The organism is Sphingobacterium paludis (genome assembly GCF_004364125.1).
Classification (GTDB): domain Bacteria; phylum Bacteroidota; class Bacteroidia; order Sphingobacteriales; family Sphingobacteriaceae; genus Sphingobacterium; species Sphingobacterium paludis.
This window is the reverse complement of record NZ_SNZV01000002.1, coordinates 530668-555752: the sequence shown is the minus strand read 5'-3', so window position 1 is coordinate 555752 and position 25085 is coordinate 530668. Positions and strand designations below refer to the sequence as shown.

Sequence of the window (25085 nt, the reverse complement as noted above, 5' to 3'; positions counted from 1 at the left end):
AACTCCAAAATAAGGCATTATGTACAGATACTTACTTATCTTGTTTTTCGCTTCAGCTATCGTGAATGATTCGCAAGCGCAGACCAGCAGTGGCAAATCAAAGTCGAAAACGACAAAAGTTGATGTTGAACAACCCCAAAGTGCAATTCTGGAAAAGGACAGGCAACCACTTTCTTTCAGGGATGTATCTAGAGCAGCATTAACCACTATCCTGGACAAAAACAGACATTACTATCTTGACGGAAAAGTTGCCGATTACATTCCCGAATTGAGTAAGATGGATGCAAAAGCTGTTGCCATTGCTGTCATAAACGAGAAAGGAATACTAATCGGAGCAGGTAATACACAGACAAAATTCACGATGCAAAGTATCTCAAAACCTATTGCACTGATGCTAGCCGTCATGGAGCATGGTGAAGAATCTGTTTTTCAGAAAATGGGTTACTTTGGTACGGATAAGCCATTCAATCATTTTTCCAATTTGGAAACTATGGGGAAGCCGCTTAATCCTATGATGAATGCCGGAGCAATCCTGACCACATCCCTTATATCAGGCGATGGACAAGTGCCCTTCGACAAAATATTAAACATGCTGCGCTATATTACAGACAATCCGACGCTGGATTATAGCGAGTCAGTATATGCGTCTGAAAAAGAAACCGGACACCGGAATCGCGGCATGTTCTATATCATGAAAAACGCAGGGTTAATTTCAGGCTCTGAAGAGCAGCTGAACAACTATTTTCGACAATGCTCTATTGAACTGACAACGGAAGATCTGGCGAAAATCGGTTTTTTCTTTGCTCATCATTGCGTGCGTTTTGACGGTGACCAACGCTATAAAAATTCTGAAATGTCAAAATTAATTCAATCGCAGATGCTGATTGCCGGGATGTACGAATTTAGCGGCGAGTATGCGCGCACGGTGGGGCTGCCCAGCAAATCAGGTGTTGGTGGGGGTATTGTGGTAAGCGTGCCTAATCAAGCTGGTATAGCCGTCTTCAGCGCACCCCTAGATACACACGGTAATTCTGTCGTTGGTTACCACATGATTTTGGATTTGGTAAAACAGTACAACTTGAGCATATTTTAAGACAGCTCCACGGGATCTCTTACCGCATTACCAATGCTTACGTTGCCAAAGACGGTATTGAAATAGGTTTTGGAAATATCATTCCGGTATGGCTTTTGGCTTTTATGTATGAGTATTGCTTTCCTATAACGTACAACTCGTCATTTTCGAATCCTAAATTTTATTTTTCGACTTTTTAACTTTTGACTTTTCACTTTTGACTTATCACTTTTGACTTATCGCTTTTGACTTATCACTTTTGACTTATCACTTTTGACTTTTTAATTTTTAATTTTGACTTTTTAATTTTTAATTTTGACTTTTTAATTTTTAATTTTCACCATGTTCATCCACGAAACAACTATACGAACGAGATATGCGGAGACCGACCAGATGGGATACGTATACTATGGAAATTATGCATCTTACTACGAAGTGGCACGCACAGAGATGCTGCGGAGCACTGGAATATGCTATCGCGAGTTGGAAGAAATGGGTGTGATGCTGCCCGTCACCGATCTCACCTGCAAATATATTCAGGCCGCTCGTTACGACGACCTTATCACCATAAAAACATACATTAAAGAGAAGCCGAATGTGCGAATTAAATTTGAGTACGAGGTATTTAACGAAAATGGTGTACTTTTGAATACAGGATCCACACAGTTGGTCTTTGTTGATATGGAAAAAAAGCGGCCTTGTCGAGCGCCGCAAATATTTCAAGAGAAAATGGCCCTATATTTTAGCCCATAATGCAAAAAAAAATACACAGCTCCCTTTTACGCCTGAAAGCCTACGATCAGTTTATCGAGTGGACAAAGGAAGCTACTATTCCTGGGTTTGGATCCTTACCATTATATACTGTATTTACGTTTTTCTTTCAGGAGATCGCGCGTGAATCCATTCTTAACAAAGCTTCTTCGCTGGCCTATAACTTTATGTTGGCCATATTTCCGGGGATACTTTTCTTGTTTACCTTGATTCCCTATATTCCTGTAGATAACTTTCAGCAAAAGCTGTTAGATCTTATCCAGGTGGCGCTTCCGCATAACGCTTATGAATTTTTACAAGCTACGTTGGTGGATATTGTGCGAAATCAAAACTCCGGACTGTTGTCGGTAGGTTTTTTGTTAGCGACATTTTTTGCCACAAACGGCATGACTACGCTTATGATGGCCTTCAACAAAGCTTCCCTTTCCAAGGAAAAGCGATCATGGCTACGCCGCCGAGTAGCTGCAATAGGGTTATCCTTTGCGATCATTTTAGCGCTGGCCACGGGCATCGGTATCTTTACCGGTGCGGGCTTTGTCGTCAATTACCTGAAAAAACAAATTGACTATGACATCTCCTGGTTCTGGACATTCATTGTGACGCTGTCACGCTGGATTGTTCTGTTCGGCATCTACTTTTTCACCGTCAGCATACTGTACAAATTTGGCCCGAGCGATGCGAAGAAATGGAAATTTTTGAATGCGGGTGCCAGCCTAGCCACGATCTTAGCCATACTAACGTTCTCGGGTTTCACCTATTACATCGATAATTTTGGAGCCTATAATAAATTATATGGTTCCATTGGAACATTGATTGTGGTAATGATTTGGATGTATCTCAATTCGTTAATCCTGCTTATCGGCTTCGAACTTAATGCGGCCATTGCGCTATCCAAACAAAGTATTAAGATTGTTAAGCCGCGTATATACAACTCCTTCAAAGCACAAGATCAATAGAAATCGTTTTGTTCGAAAGGCTAGCGCCTGTCCCCTGGCAGCCTAAAAGCATGTCGTTTAAGGTGCCCTGATGGAGCTGGATGAAGCATGCAACAGCTGCGTAGCCCTGCTGCAGTCAGGAAAAAAACACCGAAAACATTTTTTTCACATAATCTCTTGTATATAAAAGTTTTTCGTATTTTTGCAGTCCCTACAATGTAGGGAAAAGGAGAAAAAATAATTAATGGCAAAAAAACAAGAAGCAGAAAAAGAATTAGCGGCGAAAAACGCAGAGCTACAGGGTGCTGACACTAAAGTAGTGAAAGACACCGAACAAATCGAGTCTGAAGCAGATTCAAAATTGATCGACGAAATCAAATCTAACACTTGGATTACACCACAAGGTGATTTCGATTGGGATTTGGATGAAAAAGCTTTCGGTAACTACAGCGACGCAGAGCGTAACAAACTTGAGGAGCAGTATGCAGGCACATTCAACCAAATCAATCAAGGTGAGATTATTGAAGGTATTGTAGTATCTATCAATAACAAAGACGTTGTTTTAAACGTCGGTTTCAAATCAGACGGTCTTGTAGCATTATCTGAGTTCCGTGACTTACCTGACTTGAAAGTTGGTGATACGGTTGACGTATTCGTGGAGTCTCAGGAAGACGCAAACGGTCAATTGGTATTATCACGTAAACGTGCTAAAACACAAAAATCTTGGGAAGCGATCAACGATGCGTTGGAGAACGATGCAATCATTGATGGTTTCGTAAAATCTCGTACAAAAGGTGGTTTAATCGTTGACATCAAAGGTGTAGAAGCTTTCTTACCTGGATCTCAAATCGACATCAAACCTATCCGTGACTACGATATTTATGTTGGTAAAACAATGGAATTCAAAGTGGTAAAAATCAACCACGAATTCAAAAACGTTGTTGTATCGCACAAAGTATTGATCGAGGACGATTTAGAAAACCAAAAATCAGAAATCGTAGCGAAACTAGAAAAAGGTCAAGTATTGGAAGGTACTGTTAAAAACATTACAGATTTCGGTGTGTTCATCGACTTAGGTGGTGTTGATGGTTTACTTCACATTACAGACATTTCTTGGGGACGTATTGAGCATCCGAAAGAAGTATTGGCGTTAGACCAAACAATCAACGTTGTTGTTCTTGACTTCGATGATGAGAAAAAACGTATTGCTTTAGGTCTAAAACAGTTATCAGAACACCCTTGGGAGTCTTTGAGCACAGATTTAGCAGTAGGCTCTAAAGTAAAAGGTAAAATCGTTACTGTTGCAGATTACGGTGCATTCCTTGAAATCATCCCTGGTGTAGAAGGATTAATCCACGTATCGGAAATGTCTTGGTCTCAAAACCTACGTTCACCTCAAGAGTTCTTGAAAGTAAGTGACGAAATCGAAGCTGAAATCTTGACTTTAGATCGTGAAGAGCGTAAAATGAGTTTAGGTATCAAACAATTGACTCCTGATCCTTGGAAAAACATCACAGAGCGTTACCCTGTGGGTTCTAAACAATCTGCTGTTGTTAAAAACATGACTAACTTCGGTGTGTTCGTGGAATTGGAAGACGGTATTGATGGTTTGATCCACATCTCTGACTTATCTTGGTCTAAGAAAATCAACCACCCTAATGAATTCACTAAAGTTGGTGAAAAATTAGAAGTAGTTGTTCTTGAGCTTGACGAGGAAAACCGTAAATTATCATTAGGTCACAAACAACTTGAAGAAAACCCTTGGGATACTTTCGAAACAATCTTTACTGAAGGTTCTGTTCACGAAGGTACAGTAATCAAAGTTGGTGATAAAGGTGACATCGTGGCTTTACAATACGGTGTTGAAGGATTCTGTCCAAACAAACACTCTGTTAAAGAAGACGGTTCTGCTTTGAAAGTTGACGAAGTTGCTGAATTCAAAATCATCGAGTTCAACAAAGAAAACAAACGCTTAGTAATTTCTCATTCACGTATTTGGGAAGACCAAAAAGCAGAAGCGCGTATTGAAGATTTCAATAACCGTAAGAAAGAAGCGAAAGCTGCTAACTCTGCCGTGAAGAAAGTGAAAGAATCTGTTGAAAAATCTACTTTAGGTGATTTAGACGTTCTTGCACAATTGAAAGAGCAGATGGAAGGTGATGAAAAGAAATCTAAGTAATTAGATTCCACACCATATTTTTTGAGATCCCAGGCGTATCGCCTGGGATTTTTTATTGACTAAAAACTGACTTTTTAAATGCCAAAGTTGATAATTAAAACCTTAACATTGTAGCTATTAAACTACAATATCGTTAGATGAGACCTTCTCGTAGTCTGCCGCTTTTGGCGGCATGCTTTATGCTCCTTCTTCTTAGCGCCTGCAAGCGCAACTTTCAGTATTCTGTACTGGAGGTGAAGACGCTAGCAAACGATCTAAATAAGCAGGCCATCGACCGGCTCTCAAGCACACTTCAACGCGACACCTTTTCTTTCCTCGTCATTGCCGATACGCAAATCGCTTACGACGAGCTGGAAGCTTTTGTCAAGCACGCAAACCAAATTCCGCAAGACAGCATCGCTTTTGTTTTACACGGAGGCGACTTCACCGATTACGGTGCAAATTTCGAATACAATCTTTATTACGATGATATCAAAAAGTTAAAATTTCCTGTTATTGGCACCATCGGCAACCACGATATGCTTGGGAATGGTCGAGAAATTTTCAGGCAGTATTTTGGTCCAGAAGATTTCACCTTCCATTATGGAAATACGGCATTTATCGTGTTTAATTCAAACTCGAGAGAGGTTGCATTTGATGGAAATGTGCCAAATGTCGATTGGCTACGGGCGGAAACGGAAAAAGCGCGGGAGAATAAAAACATTATTTACCTATCACACATAGCGCCTATTTCGTTTGATTTTGACCAGACCAAAACGCAGGCTATGGCCCAACTGCTGTCAACGAGCGCAAATGCCCGCCTATCCATACACGGACATTCTCATTCATTTGACTATAGAGCGTTCTTTGACGATGGTTTCCCATATTTGGTCGCGCCGACGCTGCTCAAACGCTCGTATGTAAAAGTAAACGTGGCGGACAGCATCGTTACGGTGGAAGAACTATTCTATTAATATGCACAAAACCTACCTCATCACGCTCAGCCTACTATGCACTTCCCTTCTGAGCAGTGCGCAAAGCTTTTCTACGGATAGTCTTCTTAAAAAGATTATGCCGAATAATGTGAAGTTACAATATGCTGGAAATATCGGGATGTTTTCTACGGGGTTTGGCTATGTTTCACCGAATAAAAGATGGATGGGAGATTTCATGTATGGTTTGGTGCCAAGCAGCTACGCAAAAGATCCTATACATTCCCTCACCTTAAAGGGCAAATATGTATCGCTTAACCGCGACTATATTCAATCGCTGCAGGTAAGTTGGTTACAACTAGGCCTGTGGTTCAACTATTCTTTTGGCGATCAATATTTTTTGGGATTACCTTCCTATTACGATCCAGGGTATTACTATTTCCCTACGGCATTAAATATAGGACTGACCCTCGGATCGGAAGTACGGTATAAGAAATGGGGATTGTATTACGAATTAGGCACAACAGAAAAACGGATGATCAACTATGTAAAAAATAGTGGATCTATCAATTTCAGTGAGATATGGAATATCGGTATTGGACTGGTTTATCACCTCAAATAGCCGATACGCCATACCATCCCCTTACGCTATTTCAGCCTGGTCTCTGGAAGTGGAACGTAGCCATCGTCATTTATGACTTTGGGAAAACGATGATTGCTCCAATCATCCTTCGCCTGCTCAATAATATCTCGGCTTGTGGCAACGAAATTCCAAAATATAAATCGTTCCTCCGGAAATGGCTCCCCTCCAAAAATGTACACCGTCGTGCCGGGTTTCATTACAAATGAACAGAGATGGGCATCTTTGGTAATGAGAATCTGTTTAGGGCCATAGGTATGGCCTTGATTTTCTATTTCGCCTTCCAAGATATAAAGTCCGCTTTCGCCGAAAAGATGCTCGCCGATATTGATATCCTTCTCTTCCGCTGATTTTATTTCGAGCATATACAAAGGCGAGTAAACGGGAACAGCAGATTTGTGTCCAAAAGCCTCGCCTGCTATCAATTTGTAATGCACATTATCATCTTGCCAAACGGGGATATCCTTCGATTCAATATGGAAAAACTCAGGTTCCATAAACTCCAGGTGTTTGGGCAGCGCCACCCAAATTTGCAGCCCATGCAGATACTTATCTTGCGAACGCAGTCGCTCTGGAGTACGCTCAGAGTGCGTTACTCCTTTCCCTGCTGTCATCCAGTTCACTGCGCCAGGGCGGATTTCTATCTCGGTGCCTATACTATCCCGATGCATTATACCACCGTCAAACTCATCGAAAAGATAGGTAAGCGTAGAAAGGCCAATATGTGGATGGGGCGGCACATCCAGATTTTCGTAGTCTGCCAGACAGGCCGGGCCCATGTGATCAATAAATACGAAAGGGCCTATAGACCTTTTCTGACGAAAAGGCAGTAAACGCCCCACGAGAAAATTGCCAATATCGGCCGCCTTCTCCTCTTGTATAAAATCAATATTTGACATATGCTAATCCGTTAAATCGATTACAAGTTACAAATAAAAATCCCAACCTTGAACGGGTTGGGATTGATATTACAGGCGCTGCTTGGCGATGTTACACATCGATTTTCGCGTAGCGTGCATTTTTCTCAATGAATTCCCGTCGTGGAGCAACCTCATCGCCCATCAACATGGAAAAGATGTGATCACACTCAGCCGCGTTTTGTATAGTTACCTGGCGTAAGGTGCGGTGCTCCGGATCCATTGTTGTTTGCCACAACTGTTCGGCATTCATCTCGCCAAGACCTTTGTAACGCTGCACATTAACGGAATCCTCTTTACCAGAACCTTTCAGGCGTTGGATAGCCGCCAAACGCTGATCTTCATTCCAGGCATATTCAAACTCTTTCCCTTTTTTCACCATATAAAGGGGGGGCGTAGCGATATACACGTAGCCTTTCTCGATGAGCTCTTTCATATAGCGGAAATAGAAGGTTAAGATTAAGGTGGCGATGTGAGAACCATCCACGTCGGCATCCGTCATGATCACGATCTTGTGGTAGCGTAACTTATCTAAGTTCAGTGCTTTTGAATCCTCTGCCGTTCCCACGCTTACACCTAAGGCTGTAAACATGTTCTTGATCTCCTCGTTTTCGTAAATCTTATGCTCCATCGCCTTTTCTACGTTAAGAATCTTACCGCGTAAGGGCATGATGGCTTGAAAGCGACGATTACGGCCCTGCTTTGCCGTTCCGCCAGCTGAGTCTCCCTCAACAAAGAAAATCTCACATTTATCTGGATCACTGTCTGAACAGTCGGCCAACTTGCCCGGCAGGCCTGAGCCTCCCATAACGGTCTTCCGCTGAACCAGCTCCCTGGCTTTGCGAGCTGCCGCACGCGCTTGTGCCGCAATTACAACTTTTTGTACAATGGCCTTCGCTTCACGCGGGTTTTCCTCCAAATACACACCTAATATTTCACCAACGGCGACATCGACTGCCCCCATTACTTCATTATTTCCCAGCTTCGTTTTCGTTTGCCCTTCAAATTGAGGCTCGGCAACTTTTACAGATACCACCGCTGTCAACCCCTCACGGAAGTCGTCTCCAGTGATATCCACTTTTAAATTTTTTAAAAGTCCGGATTTGTCGGCATAGGCTTTCAACGTACGCGTTAGGCCGCGTCTGAAACCGGCAACGTGTGTACCTCCCTCAATCGTGTTGATGTTATTAACGTATGAATGTACATTCTCTGAATACGTATCATTATATTGCAAAGCCAATTCCACAGGGATGCCCTGTTTGATTCCTTCTACGTATATCGGATCAGGAATTAAGGGTTGGCGCGTGCCATCCAAAAACTTCACGAATTCTTGCAAACCGCCTTCTGAGTAATATACATCCGACTTGAACGATCCGTCTTCTATAATCTCGCGCTCGTCTGTCAAGGTCAAGCGCACACCTTTATTAAGGAAGGCAAGCTCACGAAGACGATTGGCCAACGTATCATAGTTGTAGATCGTGGTCATGGTGAAAATCTCAGCGTCAGGATGAAAAGTTACCGTAGTACCTGTGTTTTCGCTCTCGCCAATTTCCTTCACATCGTATAAAGGCTTTCCTTTTTCATATTCTTGCTGAAAGATTTTTCCATCACGGTGCACAACGGCAGAAAGATGTGTAGATAGCGCATTCACACAGGAAACACCTACACCGTGCAAACCTCCGGAAACTTTGTAAGTATCCTTATCAAATTTACCACCGGCATGCAGCACAGTCATAACCAGCTCCAGTGCAGATTTATTTTCCTTTTTATTGATGCCTGTCGGAATTCCGCGCCCGTTATCACGTACCGAGATGGAATTATCTTCGTGAATACTCACAAAAATATCTGTACAATAACCCGCTACAGCTTCATCGATAGAGTTGTCTACCACCTCATAAACCAAGTGATGCAATCCCTTAATACCGGTGTCACCGATATACATGGAGGGTCTCTTACGTACAGCTTCTAATCCTTCTAAAACCTGAATATTATCTGCTGAATACGTTGATGTATTTTTCTTTTCTTCGCTCATGAAATCAATTTAAAATGAGTACCGTTTAACATTCAAAAATACGAAATTTTCCCCTAAAAATCAAACGTAAAATGCGATCGAAGCGATCGACAACATGTCTAATTAGCCCACTAGAAAGCGTATAATTTTCTTAAGATTCTGCCATGTGATAGGGAATTTCGATTTTTTATATTAGGTTTGCTAGTTGAAAATCAAAAAACTCGAAAATTAGATCAGAATGAATAAACTATTCACAACAGTAACAAAAGTATCCTTAGGCGTAGCGCTAGCCTTCGCTGCCGTTTCATGTAACCAAAATGCAAAAACAGGGAGTGCTACAACGGGCGATTCGACGGCGGCTACAAGCACGGCCACTGCAACCAAGGAAGAAAAAATTGTGTACATTAACTCCGATACCCTTTCTGAAAAATATGACTATTTTAAAGATATCAGAGCTAAATTGGAGGCTAAAGTAAAGAAAGCACAGTCTGATCTTCAATCGAAAGGACAGGCATTTCAACGCGAGGTAGCAGAATACCAACAAAAGGCTTCCACCATGAGTGCTTCCGAGCGCCAAGCTACAGAAGAAAAACTGGCGCGCAAACAAGAAGAGCTTGGAAGATTAGACCAGAATGCATCGGCATCTATCCAACAAGACGAATCAACCGAATTCAACAACGTATACAATACCATCACAGAGTACTTAAAGAAACATGCTGAGGACAATGGCTACACGTTGGTGTTGACTTACTCCAAATCAAACCCTACTGTGTTGTATGCTGATCCGAAATTGGATATCACGGCTAGCGTAATCGATGTATTGAACAAGGAATACAAAGACAAAAAGGCTAAAGAAAAGAAATAAGCAAAATTGCTTGTTTCAGAAGGCTTCTTCCCTACAGGTAGAAGCCTTTTTTATTTGGTTTTCCGCAATTTCATTTATACATTGCCGTGCGTTTAAGTGATCAACGATGGTAAGAAATATACTGCTAAAGAGCGATACAAATTTTGAATGGATTGATATTTCGGAACCAACCATAGACGATTTTACGACACTCAAAGAAAAGTATAGCCTACATGATGCATCGATTAAGGATTGCCTGCAAATTGGGCAACTACCTAAGATCGAAGAATTTGAAAATTATCACTTCCTCATCATCCGGTCTATTCCAACCAAATTTGACAACTTTTCGGATACCCTGACAGAGATCACAGAGCGCGTATCGGTGTTCTTCGGGGAAAACTTCGTGATTACGGTACACCGTGGAACAGTGGATTATTTGGAAAAACTCGCTAAAAATTTTCCGGCCCAAAAGTTACACTCGAGTAAGCTGCTCATTAATCACCTGACCTCTGAAGCGCTAAAGACCTTTGAAAATTTAGTCATCAACAAGCTCAACAAACAACTGGACAGCTACGAGGAAATGGTATTCTTACATCGACGACGCAAAGACTTTTTAAGGCAACTGTATTACATCAAGCGGCAAATCGACCTGATCCGCATCATTCTGACGCTCTATAAGGATATTGTTGACTTTTTTCACCTGAGCGCTTTTAAAAACATTTATACCCAAGATTTGAAGGACATTTACGCCCGCTCTTCCACACTTTATCGAAACATAGCCGAAAACACGGCACAATTGCTTTCCGTATACTTTAACATTGAGTCGAATCATACGAACGATATTATGCGCACGTTAACGATCATATCGGTATTTTTTATGCCGCTCACTTTTATAGTTGGTGTGTATGGGATGAATTTTGAGAATATGCCTGAGCTTGACTGGCGTTACGGCTATCCGGCTGTTATGCTCGGGATGGCCTTCTTGGCCTTACTCATCTATTACTGGTTTAAAAAGCGAAAGTGGCTGTAGGCAGATTAGCGCCTTTTGGGCGTTGTAGCAATAAAATCTTTTAGGTAAAAAGGCTCGAAGTAAACCAGATCTTCCCAAGCCGCTTGTTGATATTTTTCAAATGCCAATGACGATAAATGCGCGGCTGTATTAGCAAACCCGGATACAACCTCTACAGCAGGCTGCTCCGCAAATAACGGAACAAATTTGTCGGCACCGCTACCAAATAATACATAGTTGCTGACCTCGCTAGTCGGATTAAAAAAATCTACATCGATAATTTCTGCAGAAGTATCCCGTAGCATTTCGCCCCGCTCGGTATAGGTAGCCATATAAACTTCCATACGGCGTGCATCAATCATGGGCACAAGTATGGTTTTGCCGAGAGCCTTGCTGCCGTCGTGAATAAAGCCTGTCACCATAGCATCTAAGGTATTGATACCAATCAAAGGTAGGTCTAATCCGTAGCACATTCCCTTTGCGGTGGAGACGCCGATACGTAAGCCCGTGTACGAACCAGGCCCCATACTCACGGCTACAGCAGACAAATCTTCGCGTGCAATACCCGCCTTTTGGAGCACTTGTTCTATGAAAATGGTCAATTGACTTGCATGCTGATTAGGAAGGTCGGCATCTTGGGTGACAATTGTTTTACCATTCTTACTTAAGGCAACGGAACAAACCGGTGTTGCCGTTTCAATCTGTAGTATGTAACTATCTTTCATAAACTCACGGAACTGGATCATGGCCATGCCCGCCCCAAGGATGGCATCTTAAGATGCGACGCAGCGCAAGAGCCCCCCCCTTAAACGGACCATGTTTTACTATGGCTTCTTTCCCATATTGGGAACAAGTGGGTGTGTAGCGGCAGTTGGAGCCCAACAACGGTGAAATAAAAATCTGGTAGATCCGGATAATCAAGACGAACAGCCTTTCGAGAGGCCATTTAATGATTTTTTCCCAAATAAATCTTAGTACATTCATCACTTAGTTTATTCAGCACCACCTCCATACGCTGATGGAACTGCGCGTACGGCAATTTCTCCTTTCCAACATATTGAAAGGCAACGTGCACGTGCAAGTCATGCTCTCGCAGGAAGCTATGCAGCGTATGCTTCTGCAGGCGATAAGCCTCTCGCATACGGCGTTTCAGCGTATTGCGGTCTACAGCCTTTTTGAAGCGCCTTTTTGAAACGGAAATGATGCACTGCACTGGAATTGCCGACGATTGGTCTTTCAGGGTTAAAAAAACAACCCGATAAGGATATATAACAAAAGAAGAACCATTATGGAAAAGACCATCAATATGTCTTTTGCTGCATAATCGTTCTTCTTTCGTAAATGTATAGTTCATCGTGACAAAACCGCCGGCTCAGAGGCTCGGACGAGTCACACCGGCAACGTTATTAGCCTTTATGACGATACTCGTCAGATACGGTAAGACGTTTTCTACCTTTAGCTCTACGAGATGCCAATACTCTTCTTCCGTTAGCACTGCTCATACGCTCTTTGAATCCGTGCTTATTTCTTCTTTTTCTTTGCGAAGGCTGAAATGTTCTTTTCATGACGCTATTATGCTTGTTTTAATATTTTAATCAATCTGTCTCCTATAAAGGGGAATGCAAAAGTACAGTTAATTTGGATAAGAAGCAAACAATCTTACAAAATTTTGCACGGCGGAATATATTCCCTTTTCCGCTTTCGTCCATACAGATAGGTCGAGAATTTCTATAACAGCGTTATTTATTCCGTAATATATCACGGATTTCCGTTAACAAAACTTCTTCTTTAGATGGCGCAGCAGGAGCAGCGGGTGCCGCTTCTTCTTTTTTCTTTAAAGAATTCAACCCTTTGATCACTAAAAATATACAGAAAGCCACAATGATAAACTGGATCACTACGTTTACAAATGTTCCGTAGTTGATTGCCACTTCCTCCACGCCAGCTTGCTCATTCGCTGCTGTCAGCACATACTTCAGATTGCTAAAATCCACACCACCGGTTACAACGCCAATGGGCGGCATAATAATATCATTCACCAAGGAGGTAACAATTTTACCGAAAGCACCACCAATGACCACACCGACAGCCAAATCAACAACGCTACCGCGCATTGCAAACTCTTTAAATTCTTTAAAAAATCCCATAAAGTGTTATTTATAAATAATCAATAAACAAAGATGAAAATTAAATTTACAAAATTAAATACATATGTAGATTTTATATGGAAATAAGCAATATCTTGTTTACTTAGATAATGAACAACATTCCTTTTTTTTATATCTTTGTTTAAGGACTGAATTCATTTCCGTTAATGCGCTTTGAAAATAATACTGTGTCGAGTAAAATGAAAACGTCGTGATTTTTTTCCGTGTGTGTGACCGCTAAAAAATCTGATGACTTAATCACCTTTAAAGAACAATTTATTAAAATGAAAAAAATATTAATCGCGGATGACCACAGCATTGTCAGACTTGGGGCTTCATTCATTATTAAGGAATTGATCCCAGATGCAACTATTTTGCAAGCGGAAACTTACGACGAGGTTTATGCAGAATTGAAGAAAGACAATGTAGATTTGCTGTTGCTAGACATTAACATGCCTGGTGGGAATAATATTAAAATGATCAAGGAAATTCTGGAGATACGACCCCAGGTGAAAATATTAATCTTTTCGTCGTACGAAGAAAACCTTTACGCGCTGCGCTACATCAGTGCCGGGGCGAGTGGCTATCTGCATAAAAACACGGCCATGTCCGAGCTTAAAAATGCGATACAAAACATCATCACCCGTGGCCGCTACATGTCGGAAGCGGTAAAAGAGCTTTACATTCAAAAATTAACCACTAGTAAATCCTCCTTTGATGGAAACGACCAACTGCGTAAGCTATCCAATCGGGAAATGGATGTCGCCAAACATCTTATTAAAGGGTTGGGTATACTGGATGTAGCCAACTTGATGGAACTGAGTTCGTCTACCGTAAGTACATACAAGAGTCGGATATTTGAAAAGCTCAACGTAAATAATTTGCCCGAACTTATTGAGCTATTTAAATTGCATGATGAAGAGCAACACTAATCTGTCGCTCTTCACCATGTGTACTATTGACTTTATACCAACTGATCAATCGTTCGTGTAGGAATATCTTGGGCACTCGGCTTACGCAATGGCTGCTCATGTTGATAAGCATACCCCTTCTCTGCATCCAAATTCCACAACAGCGGCGATAAAAAGCGTATACAATTTTCAAAACCTTGATTGGTCGCCTGTAAATTGCCGGTATCTTTTGAATTCTTAGCTTCATTTTCTATTTCGAACGGACCGCTGAACCCGCTCTCATGGAGAACCGTGACAAAATCGTTCCAGTCCATATGATCGGTGCCGCCAAAACCCGGAAGCATCGCCTCATAGTGATGACGATCCCAGTCGTGCCCAGGAATGCTAACACCAGCGCTTTGTGCTAAAGCCGCGTCCACGTGCTGCATCGCATACATCCCGCCCCAATCTGTACGTGATTTCGTTTTAAGATTTCGTGTCGTTTTCACATGAATTCTCTTCAAACGGTTGATATCCATCTGCGCAATGACATCAATTGGATTCGTATTTTGCCAAATATCGTGGGAAGGATCGTAGATCTCTCCATGTGCTTTACTCGGAATCATGGCATACATCAGCTTGCGTGCCGCCAAGACAGCAGGCAAATTATTATAGGTGCTTGTATAGCGTGATGAACGCCAGCCTTCCATCGGGCAGTTTTCATAAACGATGGTAACGCCCAGATCCTCTGCGTATTTTACGATTGGGCCAAACACCCGCTTGTATTCGTCAAGGTTTTTTTGAAAACCGTCAATTTCGTTGCCCAACTCATGATTGTACCCCACGAAAGTCCCTACGCGGACATCATTTTCATCCCCGCCTAGCAAATGGGCTATGCGAATCAGGCGCAACAGATGATTTTGATTTTTAACACGCTCTGCTTCGTCTCCGCCTATCATATTTTCAAAGGCTCCCAATGACAGCTTTAAATCGGCTTGGTTAAACTGGTCTATCAATTGATCAGCATCTGTCGGCGTAAAGTTATCATAGGTTAAATGCGTGGCTGTATGATCCTCCCGTGTTCCATCTTTTCTAAAAACACAAAGATCTATTCCTTGTGCGCCTAGCCTTTTCGAAGTATCGATTAATTCATGTAAAGACAATTTATCGTAAGCGGAGCTCATCACCCAAATAGGATTATTCAATTTATCTGCCATAAATATTTGCTTTGTTTAGTGCACGTAAATATACTAAAAAAGCCCTTTAAAAGGGCTTCTTGTATTCGCTATGAAGGAAATCTCTATTTCTTATTCTTTAACTCCTGTATTCCTAGACGCAAATCCTGTGATAGATTTTTAATGTCTTGCAAACCTTTTCTCACACGTGTTCCTGCTGCGCTATTCCCTTTAACGAAGAATTTATCCGCATCGGCGTCTAAGCCATCAACTAACGCTTTCAGCTCTTTGAACTTATCAAAACTGGCCATAATGAAATGATTTAAGTGTTATAATGTATTATTAATTAACTGTGTTATAAAAATAATACCTTTTGTCAAATAAAAAAATTTTTGCAAAAAAAAGACAGCAAATTTTGCTGTCTTTCCTTTCATTGTATCGTATTTAATCTACGTTATCATGTAAGAAGGAGTTATTCGGACGGATTTCCGTTTCGCCCTCGTCGAAAGACAAGGTAAATCGCGATACCTGCGACTGCGAAGAATGAGGAACGTCCTCCAACGATTTTTGACGTCTTTTGTACGCGGGTTCATTTTCAAGCTCTTGTAAACCGTTGCTTGATTTAAGCTTCATGCTTAGCTCTTTCAAACGTAAGATACGTTCTTTCGTTTTCATCAACTGGTCTTCAAAATCAATCTCTTTCGGTTCTGCAGCAGCCGGCGTTGGCTCGCTGAACGTATTGCGTGCAACGGGAGCTTCGGCTTCGGCTTCAGCCTCGTCTTCACCCTTGCTGCCATACCCATCAAAAACGGAAGGTAATTTAAATTCGAACATCGACGAAGACGTTTTTAATTCAAAACCTCCGTTTGTTTGTACCGGTGTTTCCTCTTCGTTTTCAGGTTCATCAAAACTCAATGTATGACGTATCACCTGCGGCTCTTCATTTTTCAATACGGAAGAATGAATAGGCTTCGGGGAAGTAAAAAGATCTGTTTGAGATGCAGCAGACAAATCAGCGGTTGGCGCTGTTGTGATGCTGTTTTGAACAGGTTTGATATACGTTTGTGGGGCCGTTGTTGGCTCTTGCTTCGCAACGAATTGATTCTGAACCACTGGCTTAACAAACTGATTCGCTACAGGCTCAGGGGTTAAGGGTAACGCAATTTTTTCCTTTTCTTTCTCTTTCACCCGCTCTTCCGCTGTCTGAAAACCGGTGGCAATGATGGTTACAGACAATTCGTCTTCAAAATTTTCGTCGATACAGTTACCCCAGATCAAGTCTGCAGATAAGCCCGCTTTTTCTTGGATATAATCCGTTACGATGGCGACCTCATCCATAGTTACTTCTTTTCTACCGGAGGTAATATTTAATAGAATGTAGCGTGCACCTTCTATCTCATTATCTTTCAATAGCGGTGATGCCAATGCGCCTGTTACAGCTTCAATAGCGCGATTCTCACCGGAAGAAATCGCATTACCCATAATAGCCACACCACTATCGTTCATCACGGTACGCACATCTTTAAAATCGACGTTTACATAACCCGGAATCGTAATAATTTCTGCAATACCTTTTGCTGCTGTAGTCAAGATATCATCGGCTTTTGCGAACGCAGCCGTCATCGTTAAATTACCAAATATCTCGCGCAGACGATCGTTCGAAATGACCAAATACGAATCCACATATTTGCGCAACTCTTCCAAGCCTTCTTCCGCTTGTGAACGACGTCTTTTACCTTCAAATGTAAAGGGGGTTGTGATGATGGCCACGGTGAGGATACCCAGTTCTTTAGCTGCTTTGGCCAATACTGGACTTGCTCCTGTACCTGTACCTCCGCCCATACCCGCTGTTATAAATAACATCTTGGTATTCGTACCTAACATACGTTTGATATCTTCAATACTTTCTATTGCAGAATTCTCCCCTACATCAGGATCAGCACCAGCTCCCATTCCCTCTGTTAAACTCGCTCCCAACTGTACCTTATTGGGAATAGGACTCAACTCCAACGCCTGCGCATCTGTATTACAAACGATGAAATCTACACCACTAATCCCTTGCTTGTACATGTGGTTGACGGCATTGCCCCCGCCACCACCAACACCGATAACCTTAATTATCGATGATTGTTCCTTTAACATTTCAAATTGTATCGACATATAATAACCCTATTTAACTCTTGCTAAACCACTTAGAAATCCCCCAATAGGTTCAACAATACACATGTAATAATACCAATTTATTCACCATAGTTTTCCACATTTGTTAAATTGTGGAAAAAACACCTATTGTGGAAAACTTACTTTTTCCCGATAAAGGTATCGTCATCAATTCCGGCGTCGTCCTTGATAAAATCAGAAAGGATTTTAGTAAACCAGCTCTCTTTTTTTCGCTTTTCTTCCGCGATTTCGGTGACCTTTTCTTTCGGTACCTTTTTAGTCACCATCTCCTGTTGCGTAGCCTCATCTTCCTCCATCGCCTGCACGCCTTTAATCAATAAACCGATAGACGTGGCATACATCGGGCTCTTCAGTTCTTCTAGCGCTTGCTTATTGAGCATTTCTGTCTTGGCAAGGTACTCGTTTGGATAGCCGATGCGACAGCCGATGCCTGTAATGTACTCAACAAGCTGCACGAGGTGCTTCAACTGTGCGCCACCGCCAGTGATCACAATACCAGCAATTAATTTGTCTTCATAGCCGGATGATTTGATTTCATAATAAACGTGCTCGATAATTTCCTCCATACGTGCCTGGATAATGTAAGCCAAGTTCTTCACCGAGATTTCTTTGGATTCGCGGCCGCGAATGCCGGGCACGCAGATGACTTCATTGTCTTTATTTTCATCCGCCAATGCGGAACCATAACGCACCTTAAGCTGCTCAGCTTGATTACGCAACACGGAGCACCCTTGCTTGATATCTTCCGTTACAATATTTCCACCCAACGGAATAACAGCCGTATGACGAATGATACCCTCGTGGAAAATAGCCACATCAGTCGTACCACCACCAATATCCACCAACACAACACCAGCAGTTTTTTCTTCTTCATCCAACACAGCCTCAGATGATGCAAGAGGTTCTAAAACCAACGAAGATACTTCCAAATCCGCATTATCTACACAGCGTTTAATATTACGAATATCCGTCACACGACCGGAGATAATGTGGAAATTAGCTTCTACGCGGCGGCCGGCCATACCGATAGGCTCCTTAATACCCGGCTCGTTATCAATGGTGAACTCCTGCGGCAACACATGAATAATCTCCTCCCCCGGAGGAAGAACCAACTTATACATATCCGAAATCAGTTGTTCGACATCTAACCGTCCTACCTCATCGTAATCGCGCTTCGTCAGGATACCTCGGTGTTGAATACTTTTGATGTGCTGTCCCGCAATCCCGACGTTGACCACTTTGATGTCCACGTTTGATTGAGACTCGGCGATCGTCACGGCCTCACGGATACTACTCACGGTTTTCTGGATGTTGGCAACCACCCCGCGATTGACACCTGAAGATTCGGCTTTCCCCACGCCCAAAAGTTCAATCTTGTTCGTTCCGCTACGACGACCGACTGTCACACAAATCTTTGTTGTGCCGATATCCAATCCAACGATGATCGGATTCTCCTTTTCGTTTTCTGCTAATCTTGGTTTCATATGCTGTGTATTTCTTGCTGTGTATATTATGTTTACTGTGTTCCTCAATTCATTTTCATTTTTAACTGTAAGCTATCCAGCATCCAACCGCTTTTTCGCTCACAAATAATTTGGTCATCATACTTCACATTCACCTTCTCATACGCGTCCGCTCCCACCCTTGGTAAAATGTTCTTATAAAATACAACCAATCTATCTAATTTCTCTTCCAGCTTTGATGCATTGCCGAGCACCAATTGCTGCGTACCTACCCGCGGTACAATCTCTATATCGCCGTAATCATTCACATAAAGCTGCACGATCTGATTACTCCATAGGGGGTCGCTCTTCACATGTTCCACGATAGCCACCAAATCTTTAACCAGTTTGGTTTCGACCGTATCCAGCGCGTTTTGATAACCCTCTCGGATATTGCCATTGGCAACAAGAACATGTGGCACATAGCGCAGCGTAACAGGCACCTTTGCCCCTTTTGTATCAATGTAGTACTCACGACCTACTTTGTTCACGATCCGCAAAAGTACCTCGCGCTGTTGCACGGCGATCTGCAACACGCCATCCATATCGACATAGATCTCTGCGGCAGACACATAGGGTAATTCCATCAACGCCTTTTCCATTTGTTCGACGGGAATTTGGCTCAGTGTCTTGCCTACCACGCGGCCGAACTTTGCTTTTACCAAATCTGAAATATCGTGCTGATCGATAAAGGCCTCTTTTCCGCCCACCATAACACGCATGGAGGTGCATACCTGTGCATGATCTTTTTTCTTAACCAAGCCCATTAACATACCTACGCCAGCGAGTGCCAATAGGGCTAGAAAACTATAGCCCACTAATCTCCACGATATGTCACGAAGTTTCTTAAGCATGTTCCAACAGCTGTTTTAATGGTTTTACCAAGCGATCGATATCTCCTGCGCCAACTGTTGCGATCAGCGTAGGCTCCTCCGTTTTCACAATATCCAGTACAGATTCGGGCGTAACCAAGCGTTTGTTGTCTAATTTAATTTTATCTAATAACCAAGCTGATGTGACGCCTTCAATAGGCACCTCCCGAGCTGGATAAATATCCAATAGCAACAGCTCATCGGCCATAGCCAGCACCTCCGCAAAACCTTCTACAAAGTCGCGCGTCCGGCTGAACAAATGTGGCTGAAACACGATGGTTAACTTTTTACCTGGATAAAGCTTACGCATAGACGCTATAAATGCGCGCAACTCCTCCGGATGATGTGCATAGTCATCGACATAAATGGCTTTCTCGCTCTTAACAATATATTCGAAACGACGCTTTGCACCTCGAAACGTGGCCAAGGCTGTCCGTATGGCATCTTCGCTAATTTCCAATTGCAACGCTACCGTTACGGCTGCCACTGCATTTTCCACATTATGAATGCCTGCGATCCCCAGATGAAGATCGGAAAACAAGGTTCCATCCAAGCCCACATAGTCAAAATAAAACGCTCCGTCTGAAACGCGAATGTTCTTCGCGTAGGCATCGCTATTCTGCTCTATAGCGTAAGCGAATGTTCCGGAAAATGGCAAGCCTTTCTTAACTATCGAAACGCCATTTTCTACCAAGCGGGACAGAAACAGCTCAAACGACTCAATAAGATGGCTCTCGTCGCCATATATATCAAGATGGTCTGGATCTGCCGACGTAACAACTGCAATATTCGGATGCAAAGTCAGAAAGGACCGGTCATACTCATCGGCCTCCACAACGACGACATTGTTGTCTCCATAGAGTACATTCGTGTTATAGTTCGAACTTATTCCACCAAGAAAAGCGGAACAATCGTAGCCTGAATCCTTCAATATATGGGCGATCATTGTCGAGGTTGTCGTTTTGCCATGCGTGCCGGCAACAGCAATCGTAAATCTACTCGCACTAATGATGCCTAATACTTCCGATCGCTTATACAATGTAAATCCCTGATTCTGAAAAAAGTTTTTCAAAACTAAATCTTTCGGCACTGCCGGTGTAAAAATCAGCAATGTCTCCTCAGATGGCGTTTTGAAAGCATCTGGAACCAATGACATATCGTCTTGATAGACCACGGCGATACCTTCCTCAACCAATGCTTTTGTAAGATCGGTTTCTGTTTTATCATAGCCCATCACCTCACAACCCAAATGGCTGAAATAACGAGCTAAGCCGCTCATTCCGATGCCACCGATCCCCAAGAGGTACACACGTTTTATATGGTTGAGATTCATCATCTATCTTATTAGTTTTAAAACTTCTTTCGCAATGACCTCATCGGCATCGACCATTGCCAGCTTGCTGATTTCCGTTTGCAATTCAAAACATTTTCCTTCATCTGCCACGAGAGCAAGCATGTTATCCACGAGGGTGCTTCGCGCACTCAAATCAGACACGAATACCGCTGCATGCTTATCCAGCAGGGCTTTGGCATTTTTTGTCTGATGGTCTTCCGCCACATTGGGCGAAGGAACTAATATGACGGGTTTGCCTACCGCACAAAGTTCCGATATGGTGCCGGCGCCCGCGCGCGAGACGATGACATCTGCTGCCGCATAGGCGTAATCCATACGTTGCAAAAAGGGCAACAACACGACATTGGCCGGAAGCCGATCCTGCACGGTGTTTTGCAACGCTTCGTGGTAGTGACTTCCGCATTGCCATATCACCTGCACATCTTGTTCCGCGAATCGATCAAGCCCCGCCAGCATGCAATCGTTTAATGTTTTCGCTCCTAGGCTGCCCCCTGTCACCAGTATTGTTTTTTTGCCCTCCCGTAAACCAAATGAGGCTAGCCCTTCGCGTGTTCTACCTTCGATTTCTACCGATGAGCGGCGAATAGGGTTACCGGTCAACAAAAGCTTTTCGGCCGGAAAGAATTTTTCCATCCCCTCATAAGCCACACAAATTACACGGGCCTTTCTGCCCAAACGTTTGTTCGTTATCCCGGCATAGGAATTTTGTTCCTGTATCAATGTGGGCACACCCAATGCGTTTGCCATCATCAAAAGGGGTCCTGACGCATAGCCGCCCACCCCAACAGCAACATCCGCTTTAAACGTCCGAATCACTCGCCGCGCCTTCAGTAAGCTGTTTAGCATTTTGAAAGGGAGACCCAAGTTTTTTACAATAGACTTCCTGTTGATGCCTTGGATGTCTAGCCCGACAATTTCATAACCCGCTGCTGGCACGCGCTCCATTTCCATTCGTCCGTTCGCGCCTACAAACAAGATCTCTACATCCGGCTGTAAACGCAACAAAGCGTTCGCAATCGCAATCGCCGGAAAGATATGTCCTCCCGTGCCTCCACCGCTTATGATTACTTTGTGCGCCATGTTTCCTTATATCGTTCCTACCACCACTTTTCTTGGCTTCGAAATTTCATTTAATTCTTCTTTACCTTTTAATTCCTCAATGTTACGGCTTACGCTCAAAATGATTCCGAGTGCAACGCTTGTGAACAAAATTGACGTACCACCCATACTGACAAGGGGTAGCGGCACGCCTGTCACAGGGCCTAACCCTACCGCCACGGCCATATTAGCCAACGCCTGAATGGTTAAGCTGAAGCCCAAACCGGCGGCCAAAAAAGCGCCAAACGCTCGCGGACTCAAAGTCACGATTCGGATGCATCGATACATCAACGCCATATAAAGCATCAACAACACAGCGCCGCCAAGGGTACCATACTCTTCGATGATGATGGCGAAAATAAAGTCGGAATACGGATGGGGCAACAGGTTTCTGCCCATACTGTTTCCCGCGCCTTTACCAAAAAATTCGCCTGAAGCGATCGTCATCTTCGCAAGGTTCGCCTGATAGTTTTTATCTTCCTGAAAGGGCACATCGCCCGTGGCCACTTCTTCGGTGCGGAAAAACCCCTCTATCCTACTCAAGTATGTGGCCCGCCGCGGACCAATTAAAATTACGAGTGCTAACAAAAAACCGCCGCCCACACAAACAATAGCTATTTGCTTAAAGCTGATCCGACCGATTAAAAGCAACAATACACAGGTACCGAATAGCATCAGTGCCGTGGATAAGTTAGCCCAGGCTATGAGTACAAAAACCGCACATACGGCGCCCATAATTGGCGCAAATGATTTTTTTACATCCTTGATGTCTTCCTGTTTACGCGACAACATACGCGCTAAAAAGGTGATCAAGGCCAGCTTGGCCAAATCCGATGTTTGAAACGTTTGGTTGATTACAGGAATGGTAACCCAGCGGCTCGCGTCGTTTACCTTGTTCCCACCGATCAACGTAAACAGCAGCAAGGGGATGGTAATAATCATCAATAACTTGGATATACCGGCGTAATAGCGGTAATCCAGTTTGTGGGATAAATACATCAAAACCAATCCTATCGCGATGATTGAAAAATGTTTGAAGAGATAAAGCTCAGTACCTTTTCCCTCTTTATAAGCGAGCGTGCCAACGGAGCTGTATACCGCCAGCAACGACCAACCGGACAATACGATCACAATGATCCATATCCACTTGTCGCCTTTTAGCTTACTAAAAATTTGATCAATCATCTGCCCTAATTTTAAGATTACAAAGCCATCACCGCTTCTTTAAACTTATCACCACGCTCTTCGTAGTTTTTGAACCAATCGAAACTGGCACATGCTGGCGATAGAAGTACCGTATCACCTTTTTTTGACAGGTGGGAAGCCATTTCTACCGCTTCTTGCATCGAAGAGCTGTTGACGATGACATCCGCATCATCTTCAAAAGCTTCATGTATGCGTGCCGTATCTTTACCGATGCAGACAATAGCTTTTACTTTTGCTTTTACTAAATCGCGCAGCATTTCGTAATCATTTCCCTTATCGACACCACCCATTATCAAAATGATATCGGGCGAAAAACTTTCCAACGCATACCACACTGAATTCACATTCGTTGCTTTCGAATCATTGATATAATTCACGCCACCTATGCAGGCCACGTGTTCCAATCGATGCTCAATATTAACATACGAACTCATGCTTTCCTTCATCGTCTGATTACGCAATTCCATAGCCTTGCCGATCAAGCCGGACGCCATGTTATTGTAGACATTATGTTTCCCTTGTAATGATAGCTCTTCAATATTCATCTCGAAAGTTTCTTTGTTAGGTATGTTGATTACAATATTTTTATGTTCGTCTAAAAAAGCGCCTTGTGTAAGCAGCTGCTGCTGGCTAAAGGGCAAATGCATCGCTTTTGTTTCATGTATTGGTAGCGCCTTCATCGTTTCTTCATCGTCCATACAATAGATGAAATAATCTTCTTCGCGCTGATTTTGTAAAATCCGGAATTTCGATGCCACATAATTTTCCAGCTGATAGTCGTAACGATCCAAATGGTCCGCGGTGATATTCAAGATCACAGCTACATCTGCCCTGAACCGATACATATCGTCCAGCATAAAACTCGATATCTCCAATACGTAGCAATCGAAAACCGAACGTGCCACCTGCCAAGCAAAGCTCTTTCCGATGTTGCCAGCCAAGCCCACGTTTACACCCGCTTTTTGCAACATGTAGTAGGTGAGCATCGTCGTCGTTGATTTTCCATTGGAGCCCGTAATACAATACAATTTGGCATCCGTGTATTGAGCGGCAAACTCGATCTCGGAGATAACCGGGATATCCGATGCTTTCAAAGCTTGCACCAGCGGCGCCTTTTCCGGTATGCCTGGGCTTTTCACAACCAGATCAGCCTGTAAAATACGTGCTTCGCTGTGCTGAGATTCCTCAAAGGCAATACCTTCGGCCAGCAAAGTTGCTTTGTACGGCTCCGCAATAGGGCCTCTGTCTGAGACAAAAACATCGAAGCCTTTATCTTTTGCTAAGATAGCCGCTCCAACGCCACTCTCGCCTGCACCTAGCACGGCAAGAAAACCAGATTGAGGGTAATATGTCGCTTCGATATTCGCCATG

The 25085-nt window shown here is 43.1% G+C and carries 25 protein-coding genes; 9 read left to right on the top strand and 16 right to left on the bottom strand.

Annotated features, from left to right (window positions below):
- Nucleotides 1-19: 19 nt before the first annotated feature.
- The 6 genes from glsA to B0I21_RS05275 all read left to right on the top strand — a co-directional run bounded on the left by glsA (nucleotide 20) and on the right by B0I21_RS05275 (nucleotide 6490).
- Nucleotides 20-1093 carry a glutaminase A gene (gene glsA, locus B0I21_RS05300; protein ID WP_133639411.1) on the top strand — a complete coding sequence of 358 codons (1074 nt, stop codon included), beginning with the start codon at nucleotides 20-22 and terminating at the stop codon, nucleotides 1091-1093.
- Between the two features lie 321 nt (nucleotides 1094-1414).
- The gene (locus tag B0I21_RS05295) at nucleotides 1415-1825 is read left to right on the top strand and encodes an acyl-CoA thioesterase (protein ID WP_133639410.1); all 411 of its coding nucleotides are present in this window, start codon (nucleotides 1415-1417) and stop codon (nucleotides 1823-1825) included.
- Nucleotides 1825-2799, top strand: coding sequence for a YihY/virulence factor BrkB family protein (locus tag B0I21_RS05290; RefSeq protein ID WP_133639409.1), 975 nt, complete (start codon nucleotides 1825-1827; stop codon nucleotides 2797-2799). The genes B0I21_RS05295 and B0I21_RS05290 overlap by 1 nt, the downstream gene beginning before the upstream one ends.
- A 223-nt stretch (nucleotides 2800-3022) precedes the next feature.
- Nucleotides 3023-4957 (top strand): 30S ribosomal protein S1, encoded by a 1935-nt coding sequence (gene rpsA, locus B0I21_RS05285; RefSeq protein WP_133639408.1) that lies wholly within the window; start codon nucleotides 3023-3025, stop codon nucleotides 4955-4957.
- Between the two features lie 137 nt (nucleotides 4958-5094).
- A complete protein-coding gene (locus B0I21_RS05280) occupies nucleotides 5095-5910 on the top strand; it encodes a metallophosphoesterase family protein (protein WP_133639407.1) in 816 nt (271 codons plus the stop codon).
- 1 nt (nucleotide 5911) lies between these two features.
- Nucleotides 5912-6490: a hypothetical protein gene (locus tag B0I21_RS05275; RefSeq protein ID WP_133639406.1), complete on the top strand. Its 579-nt coding sequence runs from the start codon at nucleotides 5912-5914 to the stop codon at nucleotides 6488-6490.
- A 26-nt stretch (nucleotides 6491-6516) separates the two neighbouring features.
- On the opposite strand, the gene B0I21_RS05270 is transcribed toward B0I21_RS05275, so the two are convergent.
- Both B0I21_RS05270 and gyrB read right to left on the bottom strand, forming a co-directional pair.
- Entirely contained in the window at nucleotides 6517-7407 is an 891-nt protein-coding gene (locus B0I21_RS05270; protein ID WP_133639405.1) for a pirin family protein, read from the bottom strand.
- Nucleotides 7408-7498: 91 nt separating this feature from the next.
- A complete protein-coding gene (gene gyrB / locus B0I21_RS05265) occupies nucleotides 7499-9457 on the bottom strand; it encodes a DNA topoisomerase (ATP-hydrolyzing) subunit B (RefSeq protein WP_133639404.1) in 1959 nt (652 codons plus the stop codon).
- 217 nt (nucleotides 9458-9674) lie between these two features.
- On the opposite strand from gyrB, the gene B0I21_RS05260 reads away from it, so the two are divergent.
- Both B0I21_RS05260 and B0I21_RS05255 read left to right on the top strand, forming a co-directional pair.
- Nucleotides 9675-10301, top strand: a complete 627-nt coding sequence (locus tag B0I21_RS05260; protein WP_133639403.1) for an OmpH family outer membrane protein — start codon at nucleotides 9675-9677, stop codon at nucleotides 10299-10301.
- A 106-nt stretch (nucleotides 10302-10407) separates the two neighbouring features.
- Nucleotides 10408-11310, top strand: coding sequence for a CorA family divalent cation transporter (locus B0I21_RS05255; protein ID WP_133639402.1), 903 nt, complete (start codon nucleotides 10408-10410; stop codon nucleotides 11308-11310).
- A 5-nt stretch (nucleotides 11311-11315) separates the two neighbouring features.
- Here the strand turns inward: B0I21_RS05255 and tsaB are convergent, their stop codons facing one another.
- The 5 genes from tsaB to mscL form a co-directional block, all read right to left on the bottom strand.
- Nucleotides 11316-12014, bottom strand: coding sequence for a tRNA (adenosine(37)-N6)-threonylcarbamoyltransferase complex dimerization subunit type 1 TsaB (tsaB, locus tag B0I21_RS05250; protein ID WP_133639401.1), 699 nt, complete (start codon nucleotides 12012-12014; stop codon nucleotides 11316-11318).
- Nucleotides 12015-12018: 4 nt separating this feature from the next.
- The gene (yidD, locus tag B0I21_RS05245; protein WP_133639400.1) at nucleotides 12019-12273 is read right to left on the bottom strand and encodes a membrane protein insertion efficiency factor YidD; all 255 of its coding nucleotides are present in this window, start codon (nucleotides 12271-12273) and stop codon (nucleotides 12019-12021) included.
- Nucleotides 12236-12643, bottom strand: a complete 408-nt coding sequence (locus B0I21_RS05240; RefSeq protein WP_133639399.1) for a ribonuclease P protein component — start codon at nucleotides 12641-12643, stop codon at nucleotides 12236-12238. Before B0I21_RS05240 ends, yidD begins: the two co-directional genes overlap by 38 nt.
- 52 nt (nucleotides 12644-12695) lie before the next feature.
- Nucleotides 12696-12854 carry a 50S ribosomal protein L34 gene (gene rpmH, locus B0I21_RS05235; protein ID WP_071790452.1) on the bottom strand — a complete coding sequence of 53 codons (159 nt, stop codon included), beginning with the start codon at nucleotides 12852-12854 and terminating at the stop codon, nucleotides 12696-12698.
- A gap of 174 nt (nucleotides 12855-13028) precedes the next feature.
- Nucleotides 13029-13436 (bottom strand): large-conductance mechanosensitive channel protein MscL, encoded by a 408-nt coding sequence (gene mscL / locus B0I21_RS05230; RefSeq protein ID WP_037495222.1) that lies wholly within the window; start codon nucleotides 13434-13436, stop codon nucleotides 13029-13031.
- Between the two features lie 284 nt (nucleotides 13437-13720).
- On the opposite strand from mscL, the gene B0I21_RS05225 reads away from it, so the two are divergent.
- Entirely contained in the window at nucleotides 13721-14368 is a 648-nt protein-coding gene (locus B0I21_RS05225) for a response regulator transcription factor (protein WP_133639398.1), read from the top strand.
- A 32-nt stretch (nucleotides 14369-14400) separates the two neighbouring features.
- Here B0I21_RS05225 and B0I21_RS05220 read toward each other — a convergent pair whose 3' ends face one another.
- The 9 genes from B0I21_RS05220 to murD all read right to left on the bottom strand — a co-directional run bounded on the left by B0I21_RS05220 (nucleotide 14401) and on the right by murD (nucleotide 25084).
- The gene (locus B0I21_RS05220) at nucleotides 14401-15543 is read right to left on the bottom strand and encodes a sugar phosphate isomerase/epimerase family protein (RefSeq protein WP_133639397.1); all 1143 of its coding nucleotides are present in this window, start codon (nucleotides 15541-15543) and stop codon (nucleotides 14401-14403) included.
- Nucleotides 15544-15626: 83 nt separating this feature from the next.
- Nucleotides 15627-15812, bottom strand: a complete 186-nt coding sequence (locus tag B0I21_RS05215) for a histone H1 (protein ID WP_133639396.1) — start codon at nucleotides 15810-15812, stop codon at nucleotides 15627-15629.
- Between the two features lie 133 nt (nucleotides 15813-15945).
- On the bottom strand, nucleotides 15946-17661 hold the full coding sequence (gene ftsZ / locus B0I21_RS05210; RefSeq protein WP_133639395.1) for a cell division protein FtsZ: 1716 nt from the start codon (nucleotides 17659-17661) through the stop codon (nucleotides 15946-15948).
- A gap of 140 nt (nucleotides 17662-17801) precedes the next feature.
- Nucleotides 17802-19166, bottom strand: a complete 1365-nt coding sequence (ftsA, locus tag B0I21_RS05205) for a cell division protein FtsA (RefSeq protein WP_133639394.1) — start codon at nucleotides 19164-19166, stop codon at nucleotides 17802-17804.
- A 44-nt stretch (nucleotides 19167-19210) separates the two neighbouring features.
- Nucleotides 19211-20038: a cell division protein FtsQ/DivIB gene (locus tag B0I21_RS05200; protein ID WP_133639393.1), complete on the bottom strand. Its 828-nt coding sequence runs from the start codon at nucleotides 20036-20038 to the stop codon at nucleotides 19211-19213.
- On the bottom strand, nucleotides 20031-21389 hold the full coding sequence (murC, locus tag B0I21_RS05195) for a UDP-N-acetylmuramate--L-alanine ligase (RefSeq protein ID WP_133639571.1): 1359 nt from the start codon (nucleotides 21387-21389) through the stop codon (nucleotides 20031-20033). The genes B0I21_RS05200 and murC overlap by 8 nt, the downstream gene beginning before the upstream one ends.
- A gap of 3 nt (nucleotides 21390-21392) precedes the next feature.
- Nucleotides 21393-22490 (bottom strand): undecaprenyldiphospho-muramoylpentapeptide beta-N-acetylglucosaminyltransferase, encoded by a 1098-nt coding sequence (gene murG / locus B0I21_RS05190; RefSeq protein WP_133639392.1) that lies wholly within the window; start codon nucleotides 22488-22490, stop codon nucleotides 21393-21395.
- Between the two features lie 6 nt (nucleotides 22491-22496).
- Nucleotides 22497-23693 carry an FtsW/RodA/SpoVE family cell cycle protein gene (locus B0I21_RS05185; RefSeq protein ID WP_208292263.1) on the bottom strand — a complete coding sequence of 399 codons (1197 nt, stop codon included), beginning with the start codon at nucleotides 23691-23693 and terminating at the stop codon, nucleotides 22497-22499.
- A gap of 17 nt (nucleotides 23694-23710) precedes the next feature.
- The gene (murD, locus tag B0I21_RS05180; RefSeq protein WP_133639391.1) at nucleotides 23711-25084 is read right to left on the bottom strand and encodes a UDP-N-acetylmuramoyl-L-alanine--D-glutamate ligase; all 1374 of its coding nucleotides are present in this window, start codon (nucleotides 25082-25084) and stop codon (nucleotides 23711-23713) included.
- Between the last annotated feature and the right edge of the window lies 1 nt (nucleotide 25085).

Excerpts from the sequence above, each read along its gene's own strand:
- murD (WP_133639391.1), bottom strand. The coding sequence starts at position 25,084 with ATGGCGAATATCGAAGCGACATATTACCCTCAATCTGGTTTTCTTGCC.
- B0I21_RS05295 (WP_133639410.1), top strand. The coding sequence starts at position 1,415 with ATGTTCATCCACGAAACAACTATACGAACGAGATATGCGGAGACCGAC.
- B0I21_RS05215 (WP_133639396.1), bottom strand. The coding sequence starts at position 15,812 with ATGGCCAGTTTTGATAAGTTCAAAGAGCTGAAAGCGTTAGTTGATGGC.
- tsaB (WP_133639401.1), bottom strand. The coding sequence starts at position 12,014 with ATGAAAGATAGTTACATACTACAGATTGAAACGGCAACACCGGTTTGT.
- B0I21_RS05240 (WP_133639399.1), bottom strand. The coding sequence starts at position 12,643 with ATGAACTATACATTTACGAAAGAAGAACGATTATGCAGCAAAAGACAT.
- B0I21_RS05225 (WP_133639398.1), top strand. The coding sequence starts at position 13,721 with ATGAAAAAAATATTAATCGCGGATGACCACAGCATTGTCAGACTTGGG.
- rpmH (WP_071790452.1), bottom strand. The coding sequence starts at position 12,854 with ATGAAAAGAACATTTCAGCCTTCGCAAAGAAAAAGAAGAAATAAGCAC.
- ftsA (WP_133639394.1), bottom strand. The coding sequence starts at position 19,166 with ATGAAACCAAGATTAGCAGAAAACGAAAAGGAGAATCCGATCATCGTT.
- B0I21_RS05185 (WP_208292263.1), bottom strand. The coding sequence starts at position 23,693 with ATGATTGATCAAATTTTTAGTAAGCTAAAAGGCGACAAGTGGATATGG.
- B0I21_RS05290 (WP_133639409.1), top strand. The coding sequence starts at position 1,825 with ATGCAAAAAAAAATACACAGCTCCCTTTTACGCCTGAAAGCCTACGAT.
- B0I21_RS05255 (WP_133639402.1), top strand. The coding sequence starts at position 10,408 with ATGGTAAGAAATATACTGCTAAAGAGCGATACAAATTTTGAATGGATT.
- gyrB (WP_133639404.1), bottom strand. The coding sequence starts at position 9,457 with ATGAGCGAAGAAAAGAAAAATACATCAACGTATTCAGCAGATAATATT.
- rpsA (WP_133639408.1), top strand. The coding sequence starts at position 3,023 with ATGGCAAAAAAACAAGAAGCAGAAAAAGAATTAGCGGCGAAAAACGCA.
- B0I21_RS05220 (WP_133639397.1), bottom strand. The coding sequence starts at position 15,543 with ATGGCAGATAAATTGAATAATCCTATTTGGGTGATGAGCTCCGCTTAC.
- B0I21_RS05280 (WP_133639407.1), top strand. The coding sequence starts at position 5,095 with ATGAGACCTTCTCGTAGTCTGCCGCTTTTGGCGGCATGCTTTATGCTC.
- yidD (WP_133639400.1), bottom strand. The coding sequence starts at position 12,273 with ATGAATGTACTAAGATTTATTTGGGAAAAAATCATTAAATGGCCTCTC.
- B0I21_RS05200 (WP_133639393.1), bottom strand. The coding sequence starts at position 20,038 with ATGCTTAAGAAACTTCGTGACATATCGTGGAGATTAGTGGGCTATAGT.
- B0I21_RS05270 (WP_133639405.1), bottom strand. The coding sequence starts at position 7,407 with ATGTCAAATATTGATTTTATACAAGAGGAGAAGGCGGCCGATATTGGC.
- murC (WP_133639571.1), bottom strand. The coding sequence starts at position 21,389 with ATGAATCTCAACCATATAAAACGTGTGTACCTCTTGGGGATCGGTGGC.
- mscL (WP_037495222.1), bottom strand. The coding sequence starts at position 13,436 with ATGGGATTTTTTAAAGAATTTAAAGAGTTTGCAATGCGCGGTAGCGTT.
- ftsZ (WP_133639395.1), bottom strand. The coding sequence starts at position 17,661 with ATGTCGATACAATTTGAAATGTTAAAGGAACAATCATCGATAATTAAG.
- B0I21_RS05260 (WP_133639403.1), top strand. The coding sequence starts at position 9,675 with ATGAATAAACTATTCACAACAGTAACAAAAGTATCCTTAGGCGTAGCG.
- murG (WP_133639392.1), bottom strand. The coding sequence starts at position 22,490 with ATGGCGCACAAAGTAATCATAAGCGGTGGAGGCACGGGAGGACATATC.
- B0I21_RS05275 (WP_133639406.1), top strand. The coding sequence starts at position 5,912 with ATGCACAAAACCTACCTCATCACGCTCAGCCTACTATGCACTTCCCTT.
- glsA (WP_133639411.1), top strand. The coding sequence starts at position 20 with ATGTACAGATACTTACTTATCTTGTTTTTCGCTTCAGCTATCGTGAAT.